The sequence below is a fragment of the Microbacterium sp. cx-59 genome, assembly GCF_020805625.1.
Classification (GTDB): Bacteria; Actinomycetota; Actinomycetes; order Actinomycetales; family Microbacteriaceae; genus Microbacterium.
Genome location: NZ_JAJHGO010000004.1, coordinates 20,454 through 40,345 on the forward strand (window position 1 = coordinate 20,454; position 19,892 = coordinate 40,345).

16 protein-coding genes and 1 pseudogene are annotated in these 19,892 nt (G+C 70.6%); 11 read left to right on the forward strand and 6 right to left on the reverse strand.

Features of this window, described 5'->3' with window-relative positions; translation table 11 throughout:
* Positions 1 to 44: 44 nt before the first annotated feature.
* From LMI96_RS03505 to mvk, 6 genes are read right to left on the reverse strand one after another with little or no spacing between them, the layout of a single operon-like run.
* A complete protein-coding gene (locus tag LMI96_RS03505; protein WP_228360500.1) occupies positions 45 to 1,199 on the reverse strand; it encodes a hydroxymethylglutaryl-CoA synthase in 1,155 nt (384 codons plus the stop codon).
* Complete coding sequence (locus LMI96_RS03510) at positions 1,196 to 2,248, reverse strand: hydroxymethylglutaryl-CoA reductase (protein ID WP_228360501.1); 1,053 nt, start codon at positions 2,246 to 2,248, stop codon at positions 1,196 to 1,198. The genes LMI96_RS03505 and LMI96_RS03510 overlap by 4 nt, the downstream gene beginning before the upstream one ends.
* Positions 2,238 to 3,338, reverse strand: a complete 1,101-nt coding sequence (fni, locus tag LMI96_RS03515; RefSeq protein WP_228360502.1) for a type 2 isopentenyl-diphosphate Delta-isomerase — start codon at positions 3,336 to 3,338, stop codon at positions 2,238 to 2,240. The genes LMI96_RS03510 and fni overlap by 11 nt, the downstream gene beginning before the upstream one ends.
* Positions 3,335 to 4,453, reverse strand: coding sequence for a phosphomevalonate kinase (locus LMI96_RS03520; RefSeq protein ID WP_228360503.1), 1,119 nt, complete (start codon positions 4,451 to 4,453; stop codon positions 3,335 to 3,337). The genes fni and LMI96_RS03520 overlap by 4 nt, the downstream gene beginning before the upstream one ends.
* Positions 4,450 to 5,418: a diphosphomevalonate decarboxylase gene (gene mvaD / locus LMI96_RS03525; protein ID WP_228360504.1), complete on the reverse strand. Its 969-nt coding sequence runs from the start codon at positions 5,416 to 5,418 to the stop codon at positions 4,450 to 4,452. The genes LMI96_RS03520 and mvaD overlap by 4 nt, the downstream gene beginning before the upstream one ends.
* Positions 5,415 to 6,575 carry a mevalonate kinase gene (gene mvk, locus LMI96_RS03530; RefSeq protein WP_228360505.1) on the reverse strand — a complete coding sequence of 387 codons (1,161 nt, stop codon included), beginning with the start codon at positions 6,573 to 6,575 and terminating at the stop codon, positions 5,415 to 5,417. Before mvk ends, mvaD begins: the two co-directional genes overlap by 4 nt.
* Before the next feature lie 118 nt (positions 6,576 to 6,693).
* On the opposite strand from mvk, the pseudogene pyrR reads away from it, so the two are divergent.
* The 11 genes and pseudogenes from pyrR to LMI96_RS03585 form a co-directional block, all read left to right on the forward strand.
* Positions 6,694 to 7,230 (forward strand): annotated as a pseudogene (gene pyrR / locus LMI96_RS03535) (bifunctional pyr operon transcriptional regulator/uracil phosphoribosyltransferase PyrR); the annotation flags it as partial.
* Entirely contained in the window at positions 7,227 to 8,195 is a 969-nt protein-coding gene (locus tag LMI96_RS03540) for an aspartate carbamoyltransferase catalytic subunit (protein ID WP_223721223.1), read from the forward strand. The pseudogene pyrR and the gene LMI96_RS03540, both read left to right, overlap by 4 nt.
* A complete protein-coding gene (locus LMI96_RS03545) occupies positions 8,192 to 9,502 on the forward strand; it encodes a dihydroorotase (protein WP_228360506.1) in 1,311 nt (436 codons plus the stop codon). The genes LMI96_RS03540 and LMI96_RS03545 overlap by 4 nt, the downstream gene beginning before the upstream one ends.
* Positions 9,499 to 10,011 (forward strand): hypothetical protein, encoded by a 513-nt coding sequence (locus LMI96_RS03550; protein WP_228360507.1) that lies wholly within the window; start codon positions 9,499 to 9,501, stop codon positions 10,009 to 10,011. Before LMI96_RS03545 ends, LMI96_RS03550 begins: the two co-directional genes overlap by 4 nt.
* Positions 10,008 to 11,165, forward strand: a complete 1,158-nt coding sequence (carA, locus tag LMI96_RS03555) for a glutamine-hydrolyzing carbamoyl-phosphate synthase small subunit (RefSeq protein ID WP_223721226.1) — start codon at positions 10,008 to 10,010, stop codon at positions 11,163 to 11,165. Before LMI96_RS03550 ends, carA begins: the two co-directional genes overlap by 4 nt.
* Positions 11,158 to 14,445, forward strand: coding sequence for a carbamoyl-phosphate synthase large subunit (carB, locus tag LMI96_RS03560; protein ID WP_223721227.1), 3,288 nt, complete (start codon positions 11,158 to 11,160; stop codon positions 14,443 to 14,445). Before carA ends, carB begins: the two co-directional genes overlap by 8 nt.
* Positions 14,442 to 15,296: an orotidine-5'-phosphate decarboxylase gene (gene pyrF, locus LMI96_RS03565; RefSeq protein ID WP_228360508.1), complete on the forward strand. Its 855-nt coding sequence runs from the start codon at positions 14,442 to 14,444 to the stop codon at positions 15,294 to 15,296. The genes carB and pyrF overlap by 4 nt, the downstream gene beginning before the upstream one ends.
* On the forward strand, positions 15,289 to 16,203 hold the full coding sequence (gene gmk, locus LMI96_RS03570; protein ID WP_228360509.1) for a guanylate kinase: 915 nt from the start codon (positions 15,289 to 15,291) through the stop codon (positions 16,201 to 16,203). Before pyrF ends, gmk begins: the two co-directional genes overlap by 8 nt.
* Before the next feature lie 51 nt (positions 16,204 to 16,254).
* The gene (rpoZ, locus tag LMI96_RS03575) at positions 16,255 to 16,509 is read left to right on the forward strand and encodes a DNA-directed RNA polymerase subunit omega (protein WP_223721230.1); all 255 of its coding nucleotides are present in this window, start codon (positions 16,255 to 16,257) and stop codon (positions 16,507 to 16,509) included.
* Between the two features lie 85 nt (positions 16,510 to 16,594).
* Complete coding sequence (gene metK, locus LMI96_RS03580; protein ID WP_223721231.1) at positions 16,595 to 17,788, forward strand: methionine adenosyltransferase; 1,194 nt, start codon at positions 16,595 to 16,597, stop codon at positions 17,786 to 17,788.
* A 121-nt stretch (positions 17,789 to 17,909) separates the two neighbouring features.
* The gene (locus tag LMI96_RS03585; RefSeq protein WP_228360793.1) at positions 17,910 to 19,886 is read left to right on the forward strand and encodes a primosomal protein N'; all 1,977 of its coding nucleotides are present in this window, start codon (positions 17,910 to 17,912) and stop codon (positions 19,884 to 19,886) included.
* The last annotated feature ends 6 nt before the right edge of the window (positions 19,887 to 19,892 follow it).

Genomic DNA, 19,892 nt, shown 5'->3' on the forward strand with positions numbered 1-19,892 from the left:
TCGTCCTCCGACGCCCGCGCTGCGCGCATCGGAGGACGTTCGGATCAGGCGCGGTACTGGCGCGCCCGGTGGCGGATGCCGGTGAAGTGGAACGGGCCGTCGGTTTCGACCGGGATCTCGACGTCCGCGGCGCTCGACACGGCACCACCGGAGTGCAGCGCCCGGTAGCGCTCCACGCTCACCGGGACACGACCATCGAGACGCGCCGCCGTTTCCGCCTGTCGGCGGAACTCGCGGTACTCGGCGCTCACGACGCCGGTGAAGATCTCGGTCACGCTGCCCGAGCCGTAGCTGACGAATCCGATGCGGCGACCCGCCAGGTCATCGTCGAAGTCGAGCAGCGCAGCGAGCCCGGCGTAGAGCGACGCCGTGTAGGAGTTGCCCATCCGGCGGTTGTAGACGGTACTGGTCTCGTAGAGCTCGACACCGAGTTCGGTGCCGGTGTGCTCCGCCATGCGGCGGTGGGCCTTCGCCGCCATCCGCGTGAAGGGCTGGTGGTGGCAGAACCGGTCGATCTTGGCAATGTCGACGCCGCCGCGTGCACGGAAGTCGTCCCACGCGGCGGTCAGGCCGTCGAGGTAGGCGTCGATCGAGAGCTTGCCGTCGACGACCGCGGTCGCGCTGTCGTTCGGTCGCCAGAAGTCGGAGACGTCGGCGGTGTGCACGCCCACGATGGGCTCGATCTCCACGAGTGCCGGGTCTGCCGCGATGAGGAATGCGACGGCTCCGGCCCCCTGGGTGGGTTCGGCGGCCGTGTCGACCTCGTACCGGGCGATGTCGCTCGCGATGACGAGCACGGTCTCCTCGGGGTTCCGCGCGACGATGCCGAGCGCGGCCTGCATCGCGGCGGTCGCGGCGTAGCAGGCCTGCTTCAGCTCAACCGCCCGGCAGGTGTCGGGCAATCCGAGCAGCGCGTGCGCGAACACCGCGGCGGACTTCGACTGGTCGATCCCCGACTCGGTCGCGAACATCAGGGTCCGGATGCTGTCGCGTCCGTGCCGCTCCAGGATGGGGAGCGCTGCGGCGGCGCCCATCGTGACGATGTCTTCGTCGAGGCCGGGAACGCTCATCTGGTCCTGGCCGAGCCCGATCCGGAACTTGTCGGGGTCGACACCGGTCGCCGCGGCGAGATCGTTCAGGTCGAGGACGTATCCCGCGGTGGCGAGGGACAGATCGTGGATGCCGATCCGCATGCTCATCGGGTTCCTTCCGTGCGGCGCTCGAGGCGCAGGTGCGAGTCCATCAGTTCTCCGGGGTTCGTCTGCGCCGCGAGCAGCGAGAGCTCGCCGCAGAGGACGGTCGCGGCGATCAGACCCGCGAGTCGACGGGCGTTGCCGCCCGGCTCGCGGTCCTCGCGGCACCCGATCCGCGTCAGCGCGTCTTCGACGCCGGGGAGGTCCTTGCCGTTGCCGACGGTGCCGACGATCAGGTTCGGGAGCGTGCAGGAGAAGTAGAGATCGCCGTCGCCACGGACCTCGGCCCAGGTGATGCCCTGCGATCCCTCGACGATGTTCGCCGCATCCTGTCCCGTCGCGAGGTAGAAGGCCAGCAGCATGTTCGCGTAGTGCGCGTTCGCCGACCGGAGAGCGCCCGCGATCGTGGAACCGACGAGGTTCTTGCGCGTGTTCAGTTCGACGATGCGAGCGGCGCTCGAGCGCAGCTGCTCGCTGACGAGCGCGGCCGGGATCAGCATCTCGGCGATCGTGTTGCGACCCCGCCCGAGGATGCCGTTGACGGCCGTGGCCTTCTTGTCGGAGCAGTAGTTGCCCGAAATCGAGCCGTACTCCAGCTCGGGGTGCCACTCCAGCACACGGGCCATGAGCGACTCCGCCGCCAGCGTGACCATGTTGTGGCCGGACGCATCGCCCGTCGTCAGAGCGAACCGAAGGAAGAGCAGGTTGCCGACGATCTCGGTATCGATGTCGATCAGGCGCGCATGCCTGCTCTGCGCGGCGACGATCTCGGCGAGCTCGGCCTGGCGTTCCAGGATGCGGCGCGCCGCGCGGGCCGCGTCGGCCCCGGTCGCGGCGACGAAGAGCGAGGAGCGCGTCATCCGCTCGTCGACGATCGTCACGCGGATGCCGTCCGGCACCAGGCGCGAGATGCGTGCGCCACGTCCGACCGAGGGCCACAGAGGGGACTCGTAGGTCGCGAGCGGCACCTGCTGCTCGCCCACGACGTCTCCGCTGAGACGGAGCGGGCCGACCCAGCGCATCGGGATGGAGGTGAACTCCGCGTCACCGGTCATGCCGGCTCCTCTCGGTGGACGGGGCGGCATCCGAACGATGCGCCCACGCGGTGATGTCGATGCCCCGAGCGGCGCAGAAGCGCGCGACCGAGCCGTCGATGATGAGGTCCGAATGGACGAGGTCGGCGGGCGTTGCGGCGCCGAGCACGGCGAGCAGTGCCCGGGTGTGCGCCGTCCACTGCGTGATCCGCGCGATGAGGGCGTCCGCGCCGCCGTCCAGCACCGGGGCGAGGAATGTGCCCGACACCCCCACGGCCCGGGCGCCCAACGCGAGCGCACGCACGACGTCGAGCGGACTGCGCACGCCGCCCGAGGCGAGCAGCACGGGGGCGGATGCAGGGGCGTCCAGGAGCGACGCGACGGCCGACTGCCCCCATCCGGTCAGGTACTCGTAATCGGCCCCCGCGCGGCGGGAGTTCTCGATGCGCACGAAATCGGTGCCGCCACGGCCCGAGACGTCCGCGTAGCGGATCCCCAGGTCGGTGAGACGAGAGAGGGTGCGGGTGCTGAGGCCGAATCCGACCTCTTTGACGACGATCGGCACCTCGACGGCATCGCGGAGCGCTTCGAGCGAGCGCAGCCACCCGGAGAAATGCCGGCTGCCCTCCGGCATCACAGTCTCCTGGATGCTGTTGAGGTGCACCTGCAGCGCATCGGCCGCGAGGGCGTCCACCGCGCGACGCGCATCATCCGGTCGCCGCTCGACGCCGATGTTCGCCCAGACGACGCCGTCGGGGTTCTCGTCGCGGAGCACGCGGAAGGTCGTTAGGAGCGCGGGGTCGTCGAGCCCGGCACTCAGGGAGCCGGAGGCGATGGCCACGCCGGTCTCGCGCGCGGCGATCGCCAGATCACGGTTGATGCGGCCGGTCGCGGCGCTGCCACCCGTCATCGCGTTGATATGGAAGGGGAGCGACCACGTCGTGCCGGCCACCTCGACGGACGTGTCCACCGTGTCGGCGTCGATCCCGTCGAGGGCGTGGTGCAGGAACGTGATGTCGTCGAAGTCGTTGCCGCGCAGACCCTCTGCCTGCTGATCCGCCGCCAAGCGGACGTGATCGTCCTTCCGCCCCGCGGGCCCCGGCGCGCTCACGCCGGTTCCGCCTCGGGCGCGTGCACCGACACCGTGAGGTGACGGATGTCGTGCGCCTCCCAGGCGCGCAGCATGCCGGCGACGTCCGCCCCGGCCGGCGCGAGCACGATGCCGCAATCGCCGCCCCCGGCGCCGGACGGCTTCGCCGCCGCGCCGATCGATTCGGCGACCTCGCAGAGCGCGCGGAGAGCGGGCGTCTCGATCGATACACCGGACTGTGCGCCGAGTCCCTGCAGGATGTGGCGCGCGGCGTTCACCGCCCCGAGCGTGGCGGAATCGTCGCCGGTCTCGAGCGACGTCCACAGCCCGTTCACGCATCGACGTGAATCCTCGAGGAACGCGGTGTGATCGATGCTGCCGGCCCGGCTCCGCCGTCCGACGGCGTCCACGAGTCGCTCGGTGGACGCCGGCGCGCCCGTCCATCCGACGAGGAACGAGAGGTTGCGCGGCGCCGATAGTCGACGGATCTCGAGGCCCTCCCACGCCGCAGTGTCGCGGAGGAGCGCGTCGATCGAACCCGCGGCGGTGCGCTGGCGGAGCAGTTCACGATCGGGGGCGCGGTACCCGATCCATCCGCCGAACGTGCTCGCCGCGAGGTCGCCGCCCGACGCGGTCGGGGCGACCTGGATCGTCGCGAGAAGCGCGATCTGGAAGAGCTCCGTGGGCGACAGATCGAAACCGTAGAACCGGTCGATCGCGCGGACCGTGGCGACCGTCACGGCTGCCGACGAACCGAGACCGAACTTCCGACCCGATACGTCGTCGAGTCCGCTGTCGATCCGCAGGTCGAAGAAGCGCGGCGCAAGCCCGCGTTCGGCCCGCAGGCGCTCGGCGACCGTGATCGCCTCGAAGACGTAGTCGTAGGGGTGGTGTTCCCGGTCGACCGTGAGCCCGCCTTCGCTGCGCGTCCAGACCACCGGCATCCGCCCGTACTCGGGGGAATGGATGCTGCCGGCGCCGACGCTCTCGGTCAGGCCGACCGTGAGGTAGCGATCGACCGCGACGAGCACGGACGGCTCGCCGGGGGAGACGACCGCGTACTCGCCGGCGATGAAGAGCTTGCCCGGTGCGCGCACCGTAATCGTCTCCGCGTGCGCCGCCGCGCCGCGGTTCATGCGGGCACCCGGTCGAGGACCTGCATTCCCGGTCCCGGCAGAGAGGTGACCGTGTCGGCCAGGTCGTCGATCGCTGCGGCGACCGTCGCCGCATCCGCCGGGCGACAGATCACGACCACGTTCGGCCCGGCATCGGCCGTCGCGAACGCGGCGACGCCCTGCGCGCGGAGCGCGACCACGCGGTCGAAGATCTCGACGCTCACCGGGGAGAGGTACCGGATGGGCGGATCGCACGACTGGATGAGCGCGTGCATGCGCAGCGCGTTGGTCTCGGTGATGCCACCGAGACGCTCGACGTCGCCCGCGGCCGCGGCCGCCAGGGCGTCCTCGAGGCTGCGGGCCGTCGACGTGATCCAGGCGGGGTAGAACGGCGAGGTGTCGACCGTCCGTCGCATGGCCTCGCGGCTCGAAACGGACTTCTCGCGCCGGTCGACCATGGCGACCACCATGGCGAGTTCGGGTGCCGGCACGGCCTCCGCGAACGAGGACGCATCGTCGTCGCCGGCGTGCCACACCGCGAAGCCGGAGATGATCGATCGGGATGCGGATCCGGAGCCCTGACGGGCGAGCCGGGAGAGCGCGCGCTCGTCGAGATCCAGCCCGTACGCCGCGGCGGCGGCACCGGCGAGAGCGGCGAACCCCGAGGCGGACGACGCGAGTCCCGCGGCGGAGGGAACCGTGTTCTCCGTCTCGACGCGGGCGCGCGCGGAGGATCCGGATGCGGTGCGCACGAGGTCGAGGAATCGTTCCACGCGCTCCCGCGGCACCCCTTGCTGCACGACGCCGCCGAGGACGAGTTCGTCGCGGTCCCGGCCGGGCTCGACCGTCACGGTCGTCGTGGTGGGGAAGACGTCGAGGGTCATCGACATGCTGCCGGTCGCCGGGAGATTCAGGGCGGCGTCACGCTTGCCCCAGTACTTCACGAGCGCGATGTTCGGGTGGGCGCGCGCGGTCGCACGGGTCATCGGGTCTGCTCCACATTCGTGATCTGTTCGGATCCGACCGGCGTCCGTGTGCGGGATACGGGCCGAACGGGCACCGACTCCGCCGGAGCGGCCGGAGCGGCCGGAGCGTCCGACGCCTGAGCGCCGGTGGCGGGCACGGTCGTCGCCCACACGTCGGTGGCCCCGGCCGCACGAAGGGCCGTCTCGAGGTCTTCTGCGTGCGCCGCGCTGCGCGCGAGAGCGAGCAGACACCCGCCCCGTCCGCCGCCGGTGAGCTTCGCGCCGAGCGCTCCGGCAGCCAGCGCTGCCTTTGCCAGGCGATCCAACGCCGCGTCGCCGGCACCGAGCTCGCCGAGCAGGGCGTGCGCGCGGGTCATGCGGCGCCCCAGCGACTCCGCGTCTCCGCTGGCCAGATCGTCGCGGGCAGAGACCGCGAGGTCACCGAGAGCCGCGATCACCTCATCGGTGTGCACCGGGAACTCTTCACGCAGCGCGCGAACGGCCGCAACCGCCTCACCCGTCCGGCCGCGGACACCGGTGTCGGCGATCACGAACACGAGAGGTACGGCGACCGTCAGAGGCTCGACGTCGCCGGAACGGAACCAGATGGGCCCCGCCGCGCGCACCGCGCGCGCGTCGAGGCCGCTCGGCGTTCCGTGGGCCGCACGTTCGGCGATCTGGATGAGCTCGTGATGACGGTCCGCATCCAGGGTGACCTGCAACGCGTCGGCGACGGCCCCGACCACGGCAGCGGCGACCGCCGCGCTGGAACCGACACCGCGTTCGGCGGGGATGTCGCTCCGGATGCGGACGGCGACGGGCGTGTGCGCTGCGCCGAGCGCGGTGAGGGCAGCCTCTGCGGCAACGGCCGTGGGGCGCAGGCGCGCGGGAGCGTCCGCGAGCGGGCCCGAGAACAGTGCGCTGTCGATCGTGCTGCCGCCGAGCGCCGGACGCACATCGGCGCGCACCGTCAGGGCTGCCACCGGGACGGCGATCGCCGGGTACCCGTACACGACGGCGTGCTCGCCGAACAGGATGACCTTCGCCGTCGCCGAAGCCGCGCCGGCACCCATCACGACGGACGCATCCGCACCATCGCCGCGGACCGCGTCGTCGTTCGGAAGGGGACGGTGCGGGTCGGACGCAGCAGCGCCACGGAGGTCGGTTCGTTCGGTCATGGCAGTCTTTCGAGCCTAACAGCGGGGCCGCGTTCCGGGCTCGTCGGGCGCCCGGTATTGATAGGGTGTAGGAGAACCACAGCAACCTTTAACACCGTCCGAGAGGCGGAGAAGGGAGCGGCGGATGAGCACGAGAACCGTGCTGCATGAGGCCGACATCGCCCGAGCGCTCACTCGGATCTCACACGAGATCCTCGAGTCCAACCGCGGGGCGGAAGGTCTGGTGATTCTCGGGATCCCCACGCGCGGCGTTCCGCTCGCGAACCGCATCGGCGCTCTCGTCTCCGAGTTCGCGAACACCCCCGTTCCGGTCGGGGCGCTCGACGTCACGATGTACCGCGACGATCTCGCGAAGAATCCCACCCGCACCCCGCACCGCACCGAGATTCCGGCGTCCGGAATCGACGGACGCACGGTCGTGCTCGTCGACGACGTGCTGTTCTCCGGTCGCAGCATCCGCGCCGCGCTCGATGCGCTGCAGGACATCGGCCGCCCGGCGGCCGTGCGGCTGGCCGCTCTGATCGATCGCGGGCACCGCCAGTTGCCGATCCGTCCCGACTTCGTCGGCAAGAACCTGCCGAGTTCGCGCACCGAGCGGGTGAACGTGCGCCTCGCCGAGGTGGACGGTATCGAAGAGGTGACGATCGAGTCATGAGGCACCTTCTCGACACCCGCTCACTCACGCGCACCGACGCGTTGCGCATCCTCGATGTCGCCGAAGACATGGCCGACACGCAGCGCCGCGAGGTGAAGAAGCTGCCGACGCTGCGCGGCAAGACCGTGGTGAACCTCTTCTTCGAAGATTCCACCCGCACACGCATCTCCTTCGAGGCCGCCGCGAAACGCCTCTCCGCCGACGTCATCAACTTCTCCGCGAAGGGCTCGAGCGTCTCCAAGGGCGAGTCGCTGCAGGACACGGCGCAGACGCTGCAGGCGATGGGAGCGGATGCGGTCGTCATCCGGCACGGCGCATCCGGTGCACCCCGGACCCTCGCGACGAGCGGCTGGATCACCGCCGGCGTCGTGAATGCGGGCGACGGCACCCACGAGCACCCGACGCAAGCCCTGCTCGACGCGTTCACCATCCGCAAGCGCACCTACGGCGACGACAGCCGCGGTCGCGACCTGGCGGGACTCTCGGTCACGATCGTGGGCGACATTCTGCACTCGCGCGTGGCGCGCTCGAACGTCTGGCTGCTGCACACCCTGGGTGCGAAGGTCACTCTGGTGGGGCCCCCGACCCTCATCCCGCAGGACGTCTCGGCGTGGCCGGCCACGATCGGCTACGACCTGGACGCCGCGATCGCCGCGGGTCCCGACGCGCTCATGATGCTCCGCATCCAGCTGGAGCGGATGAACGCCGCCTACTTCCCGACCGAGCGGGAGTACGCGCGGTCCTGGGGGCTGGACGCGGCGCGATTGTCGGCGTTGCCGGGCGATAGCATTGTGATGCACCCCGGACCCATGAACCGAGGCCTCGAGATATCTGCGGCTGCGGCGGATTCTCCGCGGTCGACGGTGCTCGAGCAGGTGACCAACGGCGTGTCCGTGCGGATGGCGGCTCTCTACCTGCTGCTCTCCGGCGAACGCGCGGATGCTGAGAAGGAGGACGCACGATGAGCGAGACCTTCCTCATCCGCGGCGCACGGATCGACGGCGGCGACCCGGCCGACATCCTCATCGAGGATGCGCGGATCGCCGAGGTCGGCAGCGGCCTGAGCCGCTCCGGTGCCAGCGTCATCGATGCGGACGGCCTCGTGGCCCTCCCCGGCCTCGTCGACCTGCACACGCATCTGCGGGAGCCGGGTTACGAAGCGTCCGAGACGATCCTCACCGGCTCGCGTGCCGGAGCCGCCGGCGGTTTCACGGCGCTCTTCGCGATGCCGAACACGTCACCGGTGGCCGACACCGCCGGTGTCGTCGAGCAAGAACTCGCGCTCGGCGAAGCCGCCGGCTACGTCACCGTGCAGCCGATCGGCGCCGTCACCGTCGGGCAGAAGGGCGAGCGACTCGCCGAACTCGGCGCGATGGCGCATTCGCGGGCCAAGGTCAGGGTCTTCAGCGACGACGGGTTCTGCGTCTGGGACCCGCTGATCATGCGCCGTGCACTCGAGTACGTGAAGGCGTTCGACGGTGTCGTGGCGCAGCACGCGCAGGACCCGCGGCTCACCGAGGGCGCCCAGATGAACGAGGGAAGTGTCTCGGCGGAACTCGGCCTCGCGGGTTGGCCCGCGGTCGCCGAAGAAGCGATCATCGCGCGCGACGTGCTCCTCGCGAAGCACGTCGGATCGCGGCTGCACGTCTGCCATCTGTCGACGGCCGGGTCGGTCGACATCATCCGCTGGGCCAAGAAGCGGGGGATCGCCGTGACGGCGGAGGTCACCCCGCACCACCTGCTGCTGACCGACGAGCTGGTGCGCGGGTACGACGCGCGCTTCAAGGTGAACCCGCCGCTTCGCCGCGACGAGGACGTTCGCGCGGTGCGCGAGGGCCTGGCCGACGGCACGATCGACATCGTCGCGACCGATCACGCCCCGCATCCGCACGAGGCGAAGGCCTGCGAGTGGCACGCCGCCGCGAACGGGATGGTCGGACTCGAGAGCGCCCTCCGGGTCGTGCAGCTCGCCGTGGTCGACACCGGAATGCTCGACTGGGCGGATGTTGCCCGCGTGATGAGCCGCACCCCCGCCGCGATCGGCCGCCTCGGCGGTCACGGGCGCCCGCTGACCGCGGGGGAGCCGGCCCACCTTACGCTGCACGATCCGCGCGGCGGCGGGGTCTTCGGCACCGACGACCTGCACGGTCTGAGCGTCAACTCGCCCTACCTCGGGCGCGAGCTTCCCGGCAGCACGCGATGGACGTTCCACGCGGGGCGGGTCACGCTGCGCGACGGCGCGCTGGCCTCTCCCGAGGAGGTCGCCCCGTGAGCCGCGAGGGAGCCCTGCTGGTCATGCTCGCGGTCGCGATCGTCTTGATCGGGCTGATGGGCCTCGGCTGGCGACGACGAACGCGACGCGATCGAGGTCTCGCCGCGCCGAGCGAGGCGGTGCCCCCCGGTTCTCTCGTGCGCGCCGAGTTCCCCGGTCTCTACGTCGCCACCACGGCGCACGGGGTGGCGCTCGAGCGCCTCGCCGTCCGCGGGCTCGGGTTCCGCGCGCGCGCGGACCTGACCGTGACGGATGACGGCGTCGTGCTGCATCTGCGCGGTCAGGACCCGATCTTCCTCTCCCGCGAACGCCTCACCGCGGCCGAGCAGGCGACGGTCGCGATCGACCGGGTCGTCGAACGAGACGGTCTGACCAGGCTCAGCTGGCGACTCGACGACGGCACCGTGGTCGATTCGTACTTCCGCCCGCAGGGCGCATCGGCCCGCGCGGCCGCCGACGCGATCACCGCGCTTCTGACTTCCCCCACACCGACAGGAACCGACGCATGACCCTCTTCCGCAGCAGCCCCGCCGCCCTCGTGCTCGAGGACGGCTCGCGCTACCCCGGCAACGCGTACGGCGCGACCGGCACGACCCTCGGCGAAGTGGTCTTCTCGACCGGCATGACCGGTTACCAGGAGACCCTGACCGATCCGTCGTACGCCGGCCAGATCGTGCTGCAGACCGCCCCGCACATCGGCAACACCGGCGTCAACGAAGAAGACGTGGAGTCCCGACGCATCTGGGTGGCCGGATACATCGTGCGCGACCCTTCGCGCGTCGTCTCCAATTGGCGCGCCGACCGCTCGCTCGACGAGGCCCTGGTCGCCGACGGAATCGTCGGCATCAGCGGCATCGACACGCGCGCGGTCACCCGCCACATCCGTTCCGCGGGCAGCATGCGCGGCGGTATCTTCTCCGGCGATGCCGCAGCCCTCGATCCCGAAGAGCAGCTCCGGATCGTCCGCGAGGCGCCCGAGATGGCCGGGCAGAACCTGTCGGCCAGCGTGTCCGTCGCCGCCGCCGAGATCACCCCGGCGACAGGGGAGCGCATCGGCAACCTCGCCGTGCTCGATCTCGGGGTGAAGCAGGCGACCATTGTGAACCTCGCGGCCCGCGGCTTCGACGTGCACGTGCTGCCCCAGTCGGTCACGATCGACGACATCCGCGCGATCGACCCGGTCGCGGTCTTCTACTCCAACGGCCCCGGCGACCCCGCCGCATCCGAAGATCACGTCGAACTGCTGCGCGCGGTGCTCGACGAACGGCTGCCCTTCTTCGGCATCTGCTTCGGCAACCAGCTGCTCGGTCGCGCGCTCGGCTACGGCACGTACAAGCTGCCGTTCGGGCACCGCGGCATCAACCAGCCCGTGCTGGACCGCGAGACCGGGCGCGTCGAGATCACGGCGCACAACCACGGCTTCGCGGTCGATGCGCCGCTCGACACCACCTCCGACAGCCCGCACGGCTACGGCCGCGTCGAAGTGAGCCACGTCGGACTGAACGACAACGTGGTCGAGGGCCTGCGCGCGCTCGACATCCCCGCGTTCTCCGTGCAGTACCACCCCGAAGCCGCCGCCGGCCCACACGACGCCAACTACCTGTTCGACCGCTTCGCCCAGCTCGTGCGCGAGGACCTCAGCAAGAAAGCCGCCAATGCCTAAGCGCGACGACATCCGCTCCGTCCTGGTCATCGGCTCCGGCCCGATCGTCATCGGGCAAGCCGCCGAATTCGACTACTCCGGCACCCAGGCGTGCCGGGTCCTCCGGGCCGAAGGCCTGCGCGTGATCCTCGTGAACCCGAACCCGGCGACGATCATGACCGACCCCGACTTCGCCGACGCGACCTACATCGAGCCGATCAGCCCCGACGTGCTCGAGACGATCATCGCGAAGGAGAAGCCGGACGCGATTCTGCCGACCCTCGGTGGCCAGACCGCCCTGAACGCCGCCATCAAGCTCGACGAGCTGGGCATCCTCGCCAAGTACGACGTCGAGCTCATCGGCGCGAAGGTCGAGGCCATCCAGAAGGGCGAGGACCGCCAGGTCTTCAAGGAGCTCGTGCTGGAGTGCGGCGCGGATGTGGCCGCCAGCCGCATCGCCCACACGATGGACGAGTGCCTCGCCGCGGCCGAAGAACTCGGCTACCCGCTGGTCGTGCGCCCCTCGTTCACGATGGGCGGCCTCGGCTCGGGCTTCGCCTACGACGAGCGTGACCTCCGCCGCATCGCCGGCGCCGGCCTGCACGACTCGCCCACGAACGAGGTGCTGCTCGAGGAATCGATCCTCGGGTGGAAGGAGTACGAGCTCGAACTCATGCGCGACACGGCCGACAACACGGTCGTCGTCTGCTCGATCGAGAACGTCGACCCGGTCGGGGTGCACACCGGCGACTCGATCACGGTGGCGCCCGCGCTGACGCTCACCGACCGCGAGTACCAGAAGCTCCGCGACATCGGCATCGACATCATCCGCTCCGTCGGCGTCGACACCGGTGGCTGCAACATCCAGTTCGCGATCGATCCGGCCACCGGCCGCATCATCGTGATCGAGATGAACCCGCGCGTCTCGCGCTCGTCCGCTCTGGCGTCGAAGGCGACCGGGTTCCCGATCGCCAAGATCGCCGCCAAGCTCGCGATCGGGTATCGCCTCGATGAGATCCCGAACGACATCACCAAGGTGACGCCGGCGAGCTTCGAGCCGACGCTCGACTACGTCGTCGTCAAGGTTCCGCGCTTCAACTTCGAGAAGTTCCCCGCCGCTGACGTCACGCTCACGACCACCATGAAGTCCGTGGGCGAGGCTATGGCGATCGGCCGCAACTATGCGACCGCCCTGCAGAAGGCGCTGCGCTCGCTCGAGAAGCGCGGGTCGAGTTTCCACTGGGGTCCCGAGGACCGCTCGGTGCAGGAGCTCCTGGAGATCTCGCGGACGCCCACCGACGGCCGGATCGTCGTGCTGCAGCAGGCGCTCCGGAAAGGGGCGACCATCGAGCAGGCCTTTGAGGCGACCGCGATCGACCCGTGGTTCCTCGACCAGATCGTCCTGATCAACGAGGTCGCCGAGTTCCTGCGCACGGCCGATGAACTGGATGCGGAAGCCATCCGGGTCGCCAAGGACCACGGGTTCAGCGACGCTCAGATCGCCGAGATCCGCGGACTCAGCGAGACCGAGGTGCGCGGCATCCGGCACGGACTCGGCATCCGCCCGGTCTACAAGACGGTCGACACCTGCGCGGGCGAGTTCCCCGCCCTCACGCCGTACCACTACTCGAGCTACGACCAGGAGACCGAGGTCGCCGCGTCCGAGCGCACCAAGGTCGTGATCATCGGGTCGGGCCCGAACCGCATCGGTCAGGGCGTCGAGTTCGACTACTCCTGCGTGCACGCCTCCTTCGCACTGTCGGATGCGGGCTACGAGACGATCATGGTCAACTGCAACCCCGAGACGGTCTCGACCGACTACGACACCAGCGACCGCCTGTACTTCGAACCGCTGACGCTCGAGGACGTGCTCGAAGTGCTGCACGCCGAAAGCCGCTCGGGAGAGATCCTCGGCGTCATCTGCCAGCTCGGCGGCCAGACGCCGCTCGGGCTCGCGAAGGGGATCGAGGACGCGGGGTACCGCATCCTCGGCACGAGCCCGGAGGCCATCGATCTCGCCGAGGAGCGCGAGCTGTTCGCGCGCCTGCTGGATGACGCGGGGCTGGTTGCTCCTCGCAACGGCACGGCGATCGACGTGGACGGCGCCGTCACCATCGCGGAAGAGATCGGCTACCCGGTGCTCGTGCGTCCGAGCTTCGTGCTCGGCGGGCGCGGCATGGAGATCGTCTACGACACCGAGAGCCTCCGCGACTACTTCGTGCGCGTCGCCGACCAGGCGATCATCGGACCGGGTCTGCCGCTCCTGGTCGACCGTTTCCTCGACGACGCGATCGAGCTCGACGTCGACGCCCTGTTCGACGGCGACGAGCTCTACATCGGTGGCGTCATGGAGCATCTCGAGGAGGCCGGCATCCACTCCGGCGACTCGAGCTGCACCCTGCCCCCGATCAGCCTCGGTCGATCCGATGTCGACCGCGTGCGCGAAGCGACGCTCGCCATCGCCCGGGGCGTGGGTGTGCGCGGACTGCTGAACGTGCAGTTCGCGATCAGCGCCGGCGTGCTCTACGTCATCGAGGCCAATCCACGCGCGAGCCGCACGGTCCCGTTCGTCTCGAAGGCCCTCGGAATCCCGCTCGCGAAGGCGGCCGCGCGGATCATGGCGGGCTCGTCGGTGGCGGATCTGAAGACCGAGGGCATGCTGCCCGAGCAGGACGGCTCGCGGGTCCCGCTGGACGCACCGGTCGCGGTGAAGGAAGCCGTGCTCCCCTTCAAGCGGTTCCGCACGAAGGACGGTCAGACCGTCGATTCGGTGCTCGGACCGGAGATGCGCTCGACGGGCGAGGTCATGGGCATCGACCGCGACTTCCCGACCGCGTTCGCGAAGAGCCAGCAGGCCGCATACGGCGGCATGCCGCTGGGCGGAACGGTGTTCATCTCGGTCGCGGATGCCGACAAGCGGGCCGTGATCCTGCCCGCCCACCGCCTGCAGGAGCTCGGGTACGAGCTGCTGGCCACCGAGGGAACGGCCGAGATCCTGGCGCGGAACGGCATCCGGGTGCAGATCGTCAACAAGTACTCGGCCACCCAGGAGAGCGGTGAGGAGAACGTCGTCGATCTGATCAACGCCGGGCGCATCGACATGATCGTCAACACCCCGAGTGGTGGATCTGCGCGCGCCGACGGATACGAGATCCGGGCGGCGGCCGTGGCGGCCGACAAGGCGCTATTCACCACGATGGCCGTGCTCGGCGCGGCCGTGAGTGCGCTGCCGGTCATCCGCGAGGGCTACAACGTGCGCAGCCTGCAGGAGTACGCGGCGGATCGGGCGGCGCGCGCGTGATCTCATTCGGCCAGCGCCTGCGCGCCGCGCTCGATGACCACGGCGCGTTGTGCGTGGGAATCGATCCGCACGCGAGCCTGCTGACGGCGTGGGGCCTCGAGCCCTCCGCCGCCGGCGCGCGCGAGTTCGGCCTGCGCGTCGTCGAGGCATCGGCCGGACGCGTCGGTGTGGTGAAGCCGCAGGTCGCGTTCTTCGAGCAGTACGGCTCACGGGGATTCGGCGCGCTCGAAGACGTCCTGCAGGCCGCGCGCGCGGCCGACCTGCTGGTCATCGCCGACGCGAAGCGCGGAGACATCGGCACGACGATGGCCGGATACGCCGACGCGTGGTTGCGACCGGGCTCACCCCTCGAGGCCGACGCCGTCACGCTCAGCCCCTACCTCGGGCCCGATTCGCTCCGCGCATCGCTGCGGATGGCGATCGCCCACGGGAAGGGCGCGTTCGTGCTGGCCGCGACCAGCAACCCGGAAGCCGCCCTCGTGCAGCAGGCGCTCGTCGACGACGATTCGGCGGACGTGCGGGGCCGCCTCGCGGCCCGCGTCGCGCACGACGTGGGCGAACTGAACATGGGACTGCCCGGTGCGCTCGGCTCGATCGGCGTCGTCATCGGCGCGACCGTCGACCGCGCCGCATTCGGGCTGACCGACATCGTCATCGCCGGCATGCCGGTGCTGGCGCCGGGCTTCGGCGCGCAGGGGGCGGACCCCGCCGACCTGCCGCGTCTATTCGGCTACGGGGCCTCGAACGTGATCGCGAACGAGAGCCGCAGCATCCTGTCCGTCGGGCCCGCGGGCCTCGCGGCGCGGATCGAAGAACGCGCCGCGCTCTACCGGGGGAGTGCCCGTGGTTGACAAGCAGACACCCCCCGAGGTCGACCGCGCGGCGGCGTCACGGAAGGCCGTGGCCGCCCGCCGCGCGCGCGCCTCCCTCAAACGCGACATCGCGACCCGTGTCGTGTCGCCGCAGGAGGTGCTGCGCCGCGCCGACACCGACAGCCTGTCGCCGGCGGGAACGCTCCGCATCACCGACTTCCTCACCGCGCTGCCTGCGATCGGCGAGAGCAAACGCGAACGCATCCTCGCCGAACTCGGAATCTCGAACGTGAAGCGCCTCGCGGGTCTCGGCGTGCGCCAGCGGCGCGCGCTCGATACTTGGCTCGAGGGCCGGTTCCCCGAACCCCGTCCGCGCGGGGCACGAAGCCGGCTGATCGTGCTCGCCGGGCCCACCGCCGTCGGCAAGGGCACGGTCGCCACCCACATCCAGGAGCACCATCCGGAGATCCTGCTGTCGGTGTCGGCGACGACGCGCACTCCGCGCCCGAGCGAGGTCGACGGCCAGCACTACTTCTTCGTCGATGACGCCGGCTTCGACGACCTCATCGCCCGGGGCGAGCTCCTCGAGTACGCCACGGTGCACAACGCGCACCGGTACGGCACGCCGCGGGCGCCGATCGACAAAGCCCTCGCCGAGGGACGCACGGTTCTGCTCGAGATCGATCTGCAGGGCGCGCGTCAGGTGCGCGAGGCCGCCCCCGACGCGACGCTGGTGTTCCTGCTTCCGCCCAGCTGGGACGAGCTCGTCCAAAGGCTCGTGGGGCGCGGCACCGAGGACGACGAGGAACGAGCCCGCCGGTTGCGTACCGCGCGGGTCGAATTGGCCTCCCAGCACGAGTTCGATTACCGCGTCGTGAACGCGGACGTCGCCGAAGCCGCGCGTGAGGTCGTAGAATTAGCCCAGGCATCTTCGCGCGCATCTTGATCGCCGCGTCCGCCGACTTTCGCCGCCACTGAAGAACCAGGAGGTTTCGCCATGGCAGGAACCAACCAGGGCATCATCGAGCCCCCCATCGACAGCCTTCTCGAAAAGGTCGACTCGAAGTACCAGCTCGTGATCTACGCATCCAAGCGCGCTCGTCAGATCAACGACTACTACTCCGACCTGCACGAAGGAAACCTCTTCGACAACGTGGGTCCGCTGGTGGACTCGACGATCGAGGACAAGCCCCTCACCATCGCGATGCACGAGATCCACGAGGACAAGCTGCGTCTACGGCACGCCGAGTAATTTCGTTCTGTTGCGCGGCCCCGACACCTGGTGTCCGGGGCCGCGTGCATGATGGCGGCAGCGTTCGCCACAACGGGGAGTACCGATGACCGACCTGCGCCTGTTCACCTCCGAGTCCGTCACCGAGGGGCACCCCGACAAGATCTGCGACCAGATCTCGGACAGCATCCTCGACGCGATCATCGCCGACGATCCCGCCGGCCGTGTCGCGGTCGAGACCCTCGTCACGACCGGGCTCGTGCACGTCGCGGGTGAAGTGTCCACGCGTGCGTACGTCGAGATTCCGGCGATCGTGCGCGACGTCGTGAACCGCATCGGCTACACCTCCAGCGACACCGGCTTCGACGGTGATTCCTGCGGGGTGAGCGTGTCGATCGGCGCGCAGTCCTCCGACATCGCCGCCGGAGTGAACCAGGCGTTCGAACAGCGCGAGGGCCGGTCGATCGACCCGCGCGACGAACAGGGCGCCGGCGACCAGGGCATCATGTTCGGTTTCGCCACCACCGAAACGCCGCAGTACATGCCGATGGCCGCGTGGACGGCGCACCGGATGGCGGAGCGGCTCGCCGATGCGCGGCGCTCGGGCGAGCTGTCCTTCCTACGCCCCGACGGCAAGACGCAGGTGACACTCGGCTACGACGGGCACGTGCCGAAGACGGTGGAATCCGTGGTGCTCTCGACCCAGCACCACCCCGACATCAGCCAGGAAGACCTGCGCGCCCAGGTTCGCGCCGCGGTGATCGACCCGGTGCTCGCCTCGACCGGACTCGACCTCCCCGATGTGCAGTACTACATCAACCCGGCGGGCCCCTTCGTCACCGGCGGCCCGAAGGGCGATGCCGGACTCACCGGTCGCAAGATCATCATCGACACCTACGGCGGGGCATCCCGCCACGGCGGCGGCGCCTTCAGCGGCAAGGATCCCTCGAAGGTCGACCGCTCCGCCGCCTACGCCATGCGCTGGGTCGCGAAGAACGCCGTCGCGGCGGGTCTCGCCGACCGTCTCGAGGTGCAGGTCGCCTACGCCATCGGCAAGGCGAGCCCCGTCGGACTCTACGTCGAGAGCTTCGGAACGGCCCACGTCGACGACGACAAGATCACGCGCGCGATCCTCGACGTCTTCGATCTCCGCCCCAAGGCGATCATCGACCAGCTCGACCTGCTGCGCCCGATCTATGCCGCGACCGCGGCGTACGGGCACTTCGGGCGCGAGCTACCTGATTTCACCTGGGAGCGCCTCGACCGCGTCGAGGAGTTGCGCGCCGCTGCCGGGCTCTGACGTGACGGCGGGGGCGACCGAGGCCGCAGGCGACGCGGCGGCGGGCGGCGACGAGGCAGTCGACGCGACGGAATCGGATGCGGCGGCCGCCGCTGCGCCGCCGTCGGCATCCGCCCGCCCGATCGCCCGTGTGCTGCTGGACAGCCCGCTGCCCCAGCTCGACCGCCTGTTCGACTACGTGGTCCCGCCCGACCTCGATGCGGACGCGCAGCCCGGCGTGCGGGTGAAGGTTCCGCTGCGCAGCGCCGGCCGGATGATCGACGGCTTCGTGGTCGAACGCGCCTGGTCCGAGCCGAGTGAGCGCCCGCTCTCCGAGCTCGACTCCGTCATCTCGCCGGTGCCGGTGCTGCCGGGCGGGCTGTACGAGCTGGCGCGGAAGGTTGCCGACCGGGCGGCGGGGTCCGCATCCGATGTCCTCCGACTCGCGGTACCGAAGCGGATGGTGCGGGCCGAGAAGTCCTGGCTGCTGCGCGAGCCGCCGACGGCGCCCGTCGTCGCGCCCGAGGTGGTGCGCGCCGCCGAAGACGTGCTCGACGCATTCCCGACGCTGCGCCCCGGGTTGAAGGATCGCGAGCGGATGGCGCTCGACGCACCGCCCCGACCCGTCGTCATCGGGGAGGGTCGCACGGTCGGGGCGTGGGCCGTGCTCGTCGCGGCGGCCGCAGCGGTCACCCTCGCGGCCGGCCACAGCGTGGTCATCGTGGTGCCGGATCACCGCGATCAGGAGCAGGTCGTTTCCGCGCTCGAGGGCAAGCTGCCGATCGACGCGGTCGTGCCCGTCGACGCGCGCCAGTCCGGACCGGCGCGGTATGCGGCGTACCTCCGCACCCTCAGCGATGCCCCCTGCGTCGTCGTCGGCAATCGGTCGGCGGTCTACGCCCCCGTCGCAGCGCTCGGGCTCGTCGTGATCTGGGACGACGGCGATCCGCTGCTCGCCGAACCGCTGAGTCCGGGCGTGCACGCCCGGGACGCCGCACTCGTGCGTCAGGAGCTGGAGGCATCGGCGCTGCTCATCCTCGGGCACACCCGCACGACCGACGTGGAGCGTCTGGTGGGCCTGGGCTGGCTCCGCGACGTACCCGCGCGCCGTCGGCAGTCTCCGCGCGTCGTGCTGACCGCCACATCCGACGCGCCCACCCAGGCACGGATCCCCTCCAGCGCGTTCGCGGCGGTGCGGGAGGCCCTCGCCTCCGGTCCGGTGCTCGTCCAGGTCGCTCGGCCGGGATACGCACCGGTCGTGGTGTGCTCGTCATGCCGGCATCCGGCGCGCTGCGTGCACTGCACCGGCCCGCTGCGCGTGCGGGGGCACGGGCGCGCCCCCGAGTGCGGTTGGTGCGGCCGTGGAATCGCGGGGTGGGTCTGCCCGCACTGCTCGGCGACCGAGATGCGCCTCGCCTCCTCGGGCAGTGAGCGCACCGCCGACGAACTCGGCCGGGCCTTCCCGAACACCCGGGTCATCCTCGCCGACCGCGACCATGCCCTGCTGCGCGTCGACGCGCGCCCCGCCCTCGTCGTCGCGACGCGCGGCGCCGAACCGGTCGCCGACGGCGGGTACCGCGCCGTTCTCCTCCTCGACGGCGACCGGATGCTGCTCGCCGAGGACCTGCGGATCACGGAGTCCTGCCTGCGCTGGTGGTCGAACGCCGCTGCCCTCGCGGCTCCCGGTTCTCCCGTGATGCTAACGGGGGTGGCGGGCGCCGTCGCCCGCGCCCTGGCGACCTGGACCCAGCCCGCCTATGCCCGATCCGAGTTGGCGGAGCGCGCCCCGCTGAAGATGCCGCCGACCGTTCGCGTGGCGGTCGTCGAAGGAACCCGCCCGGCCGTGGACGGCGCTCTCTCGGCGCTCGCCCGCGATGTGCACGAACTCACCGCCGACGCGGTCGTGGGCCCGGTGCCGATCCCGAGCGACGACGTCCCGCGGGTGCGCGCCCTCGTCCGATTCGACTACGCGCACGGACGAGCCGTGGCGCAGACCCTTCGCGCATCGGTCGTCGCCGAGGCCGTCGCCGGGCGCCGCAGCCGGGCGAAGGGACGGGCCGCGGTGGCGGCGCGCAATACACTCAGAGTGCGGGTCGACGTGCCCGACCCCGATCTGTGAGGAGCG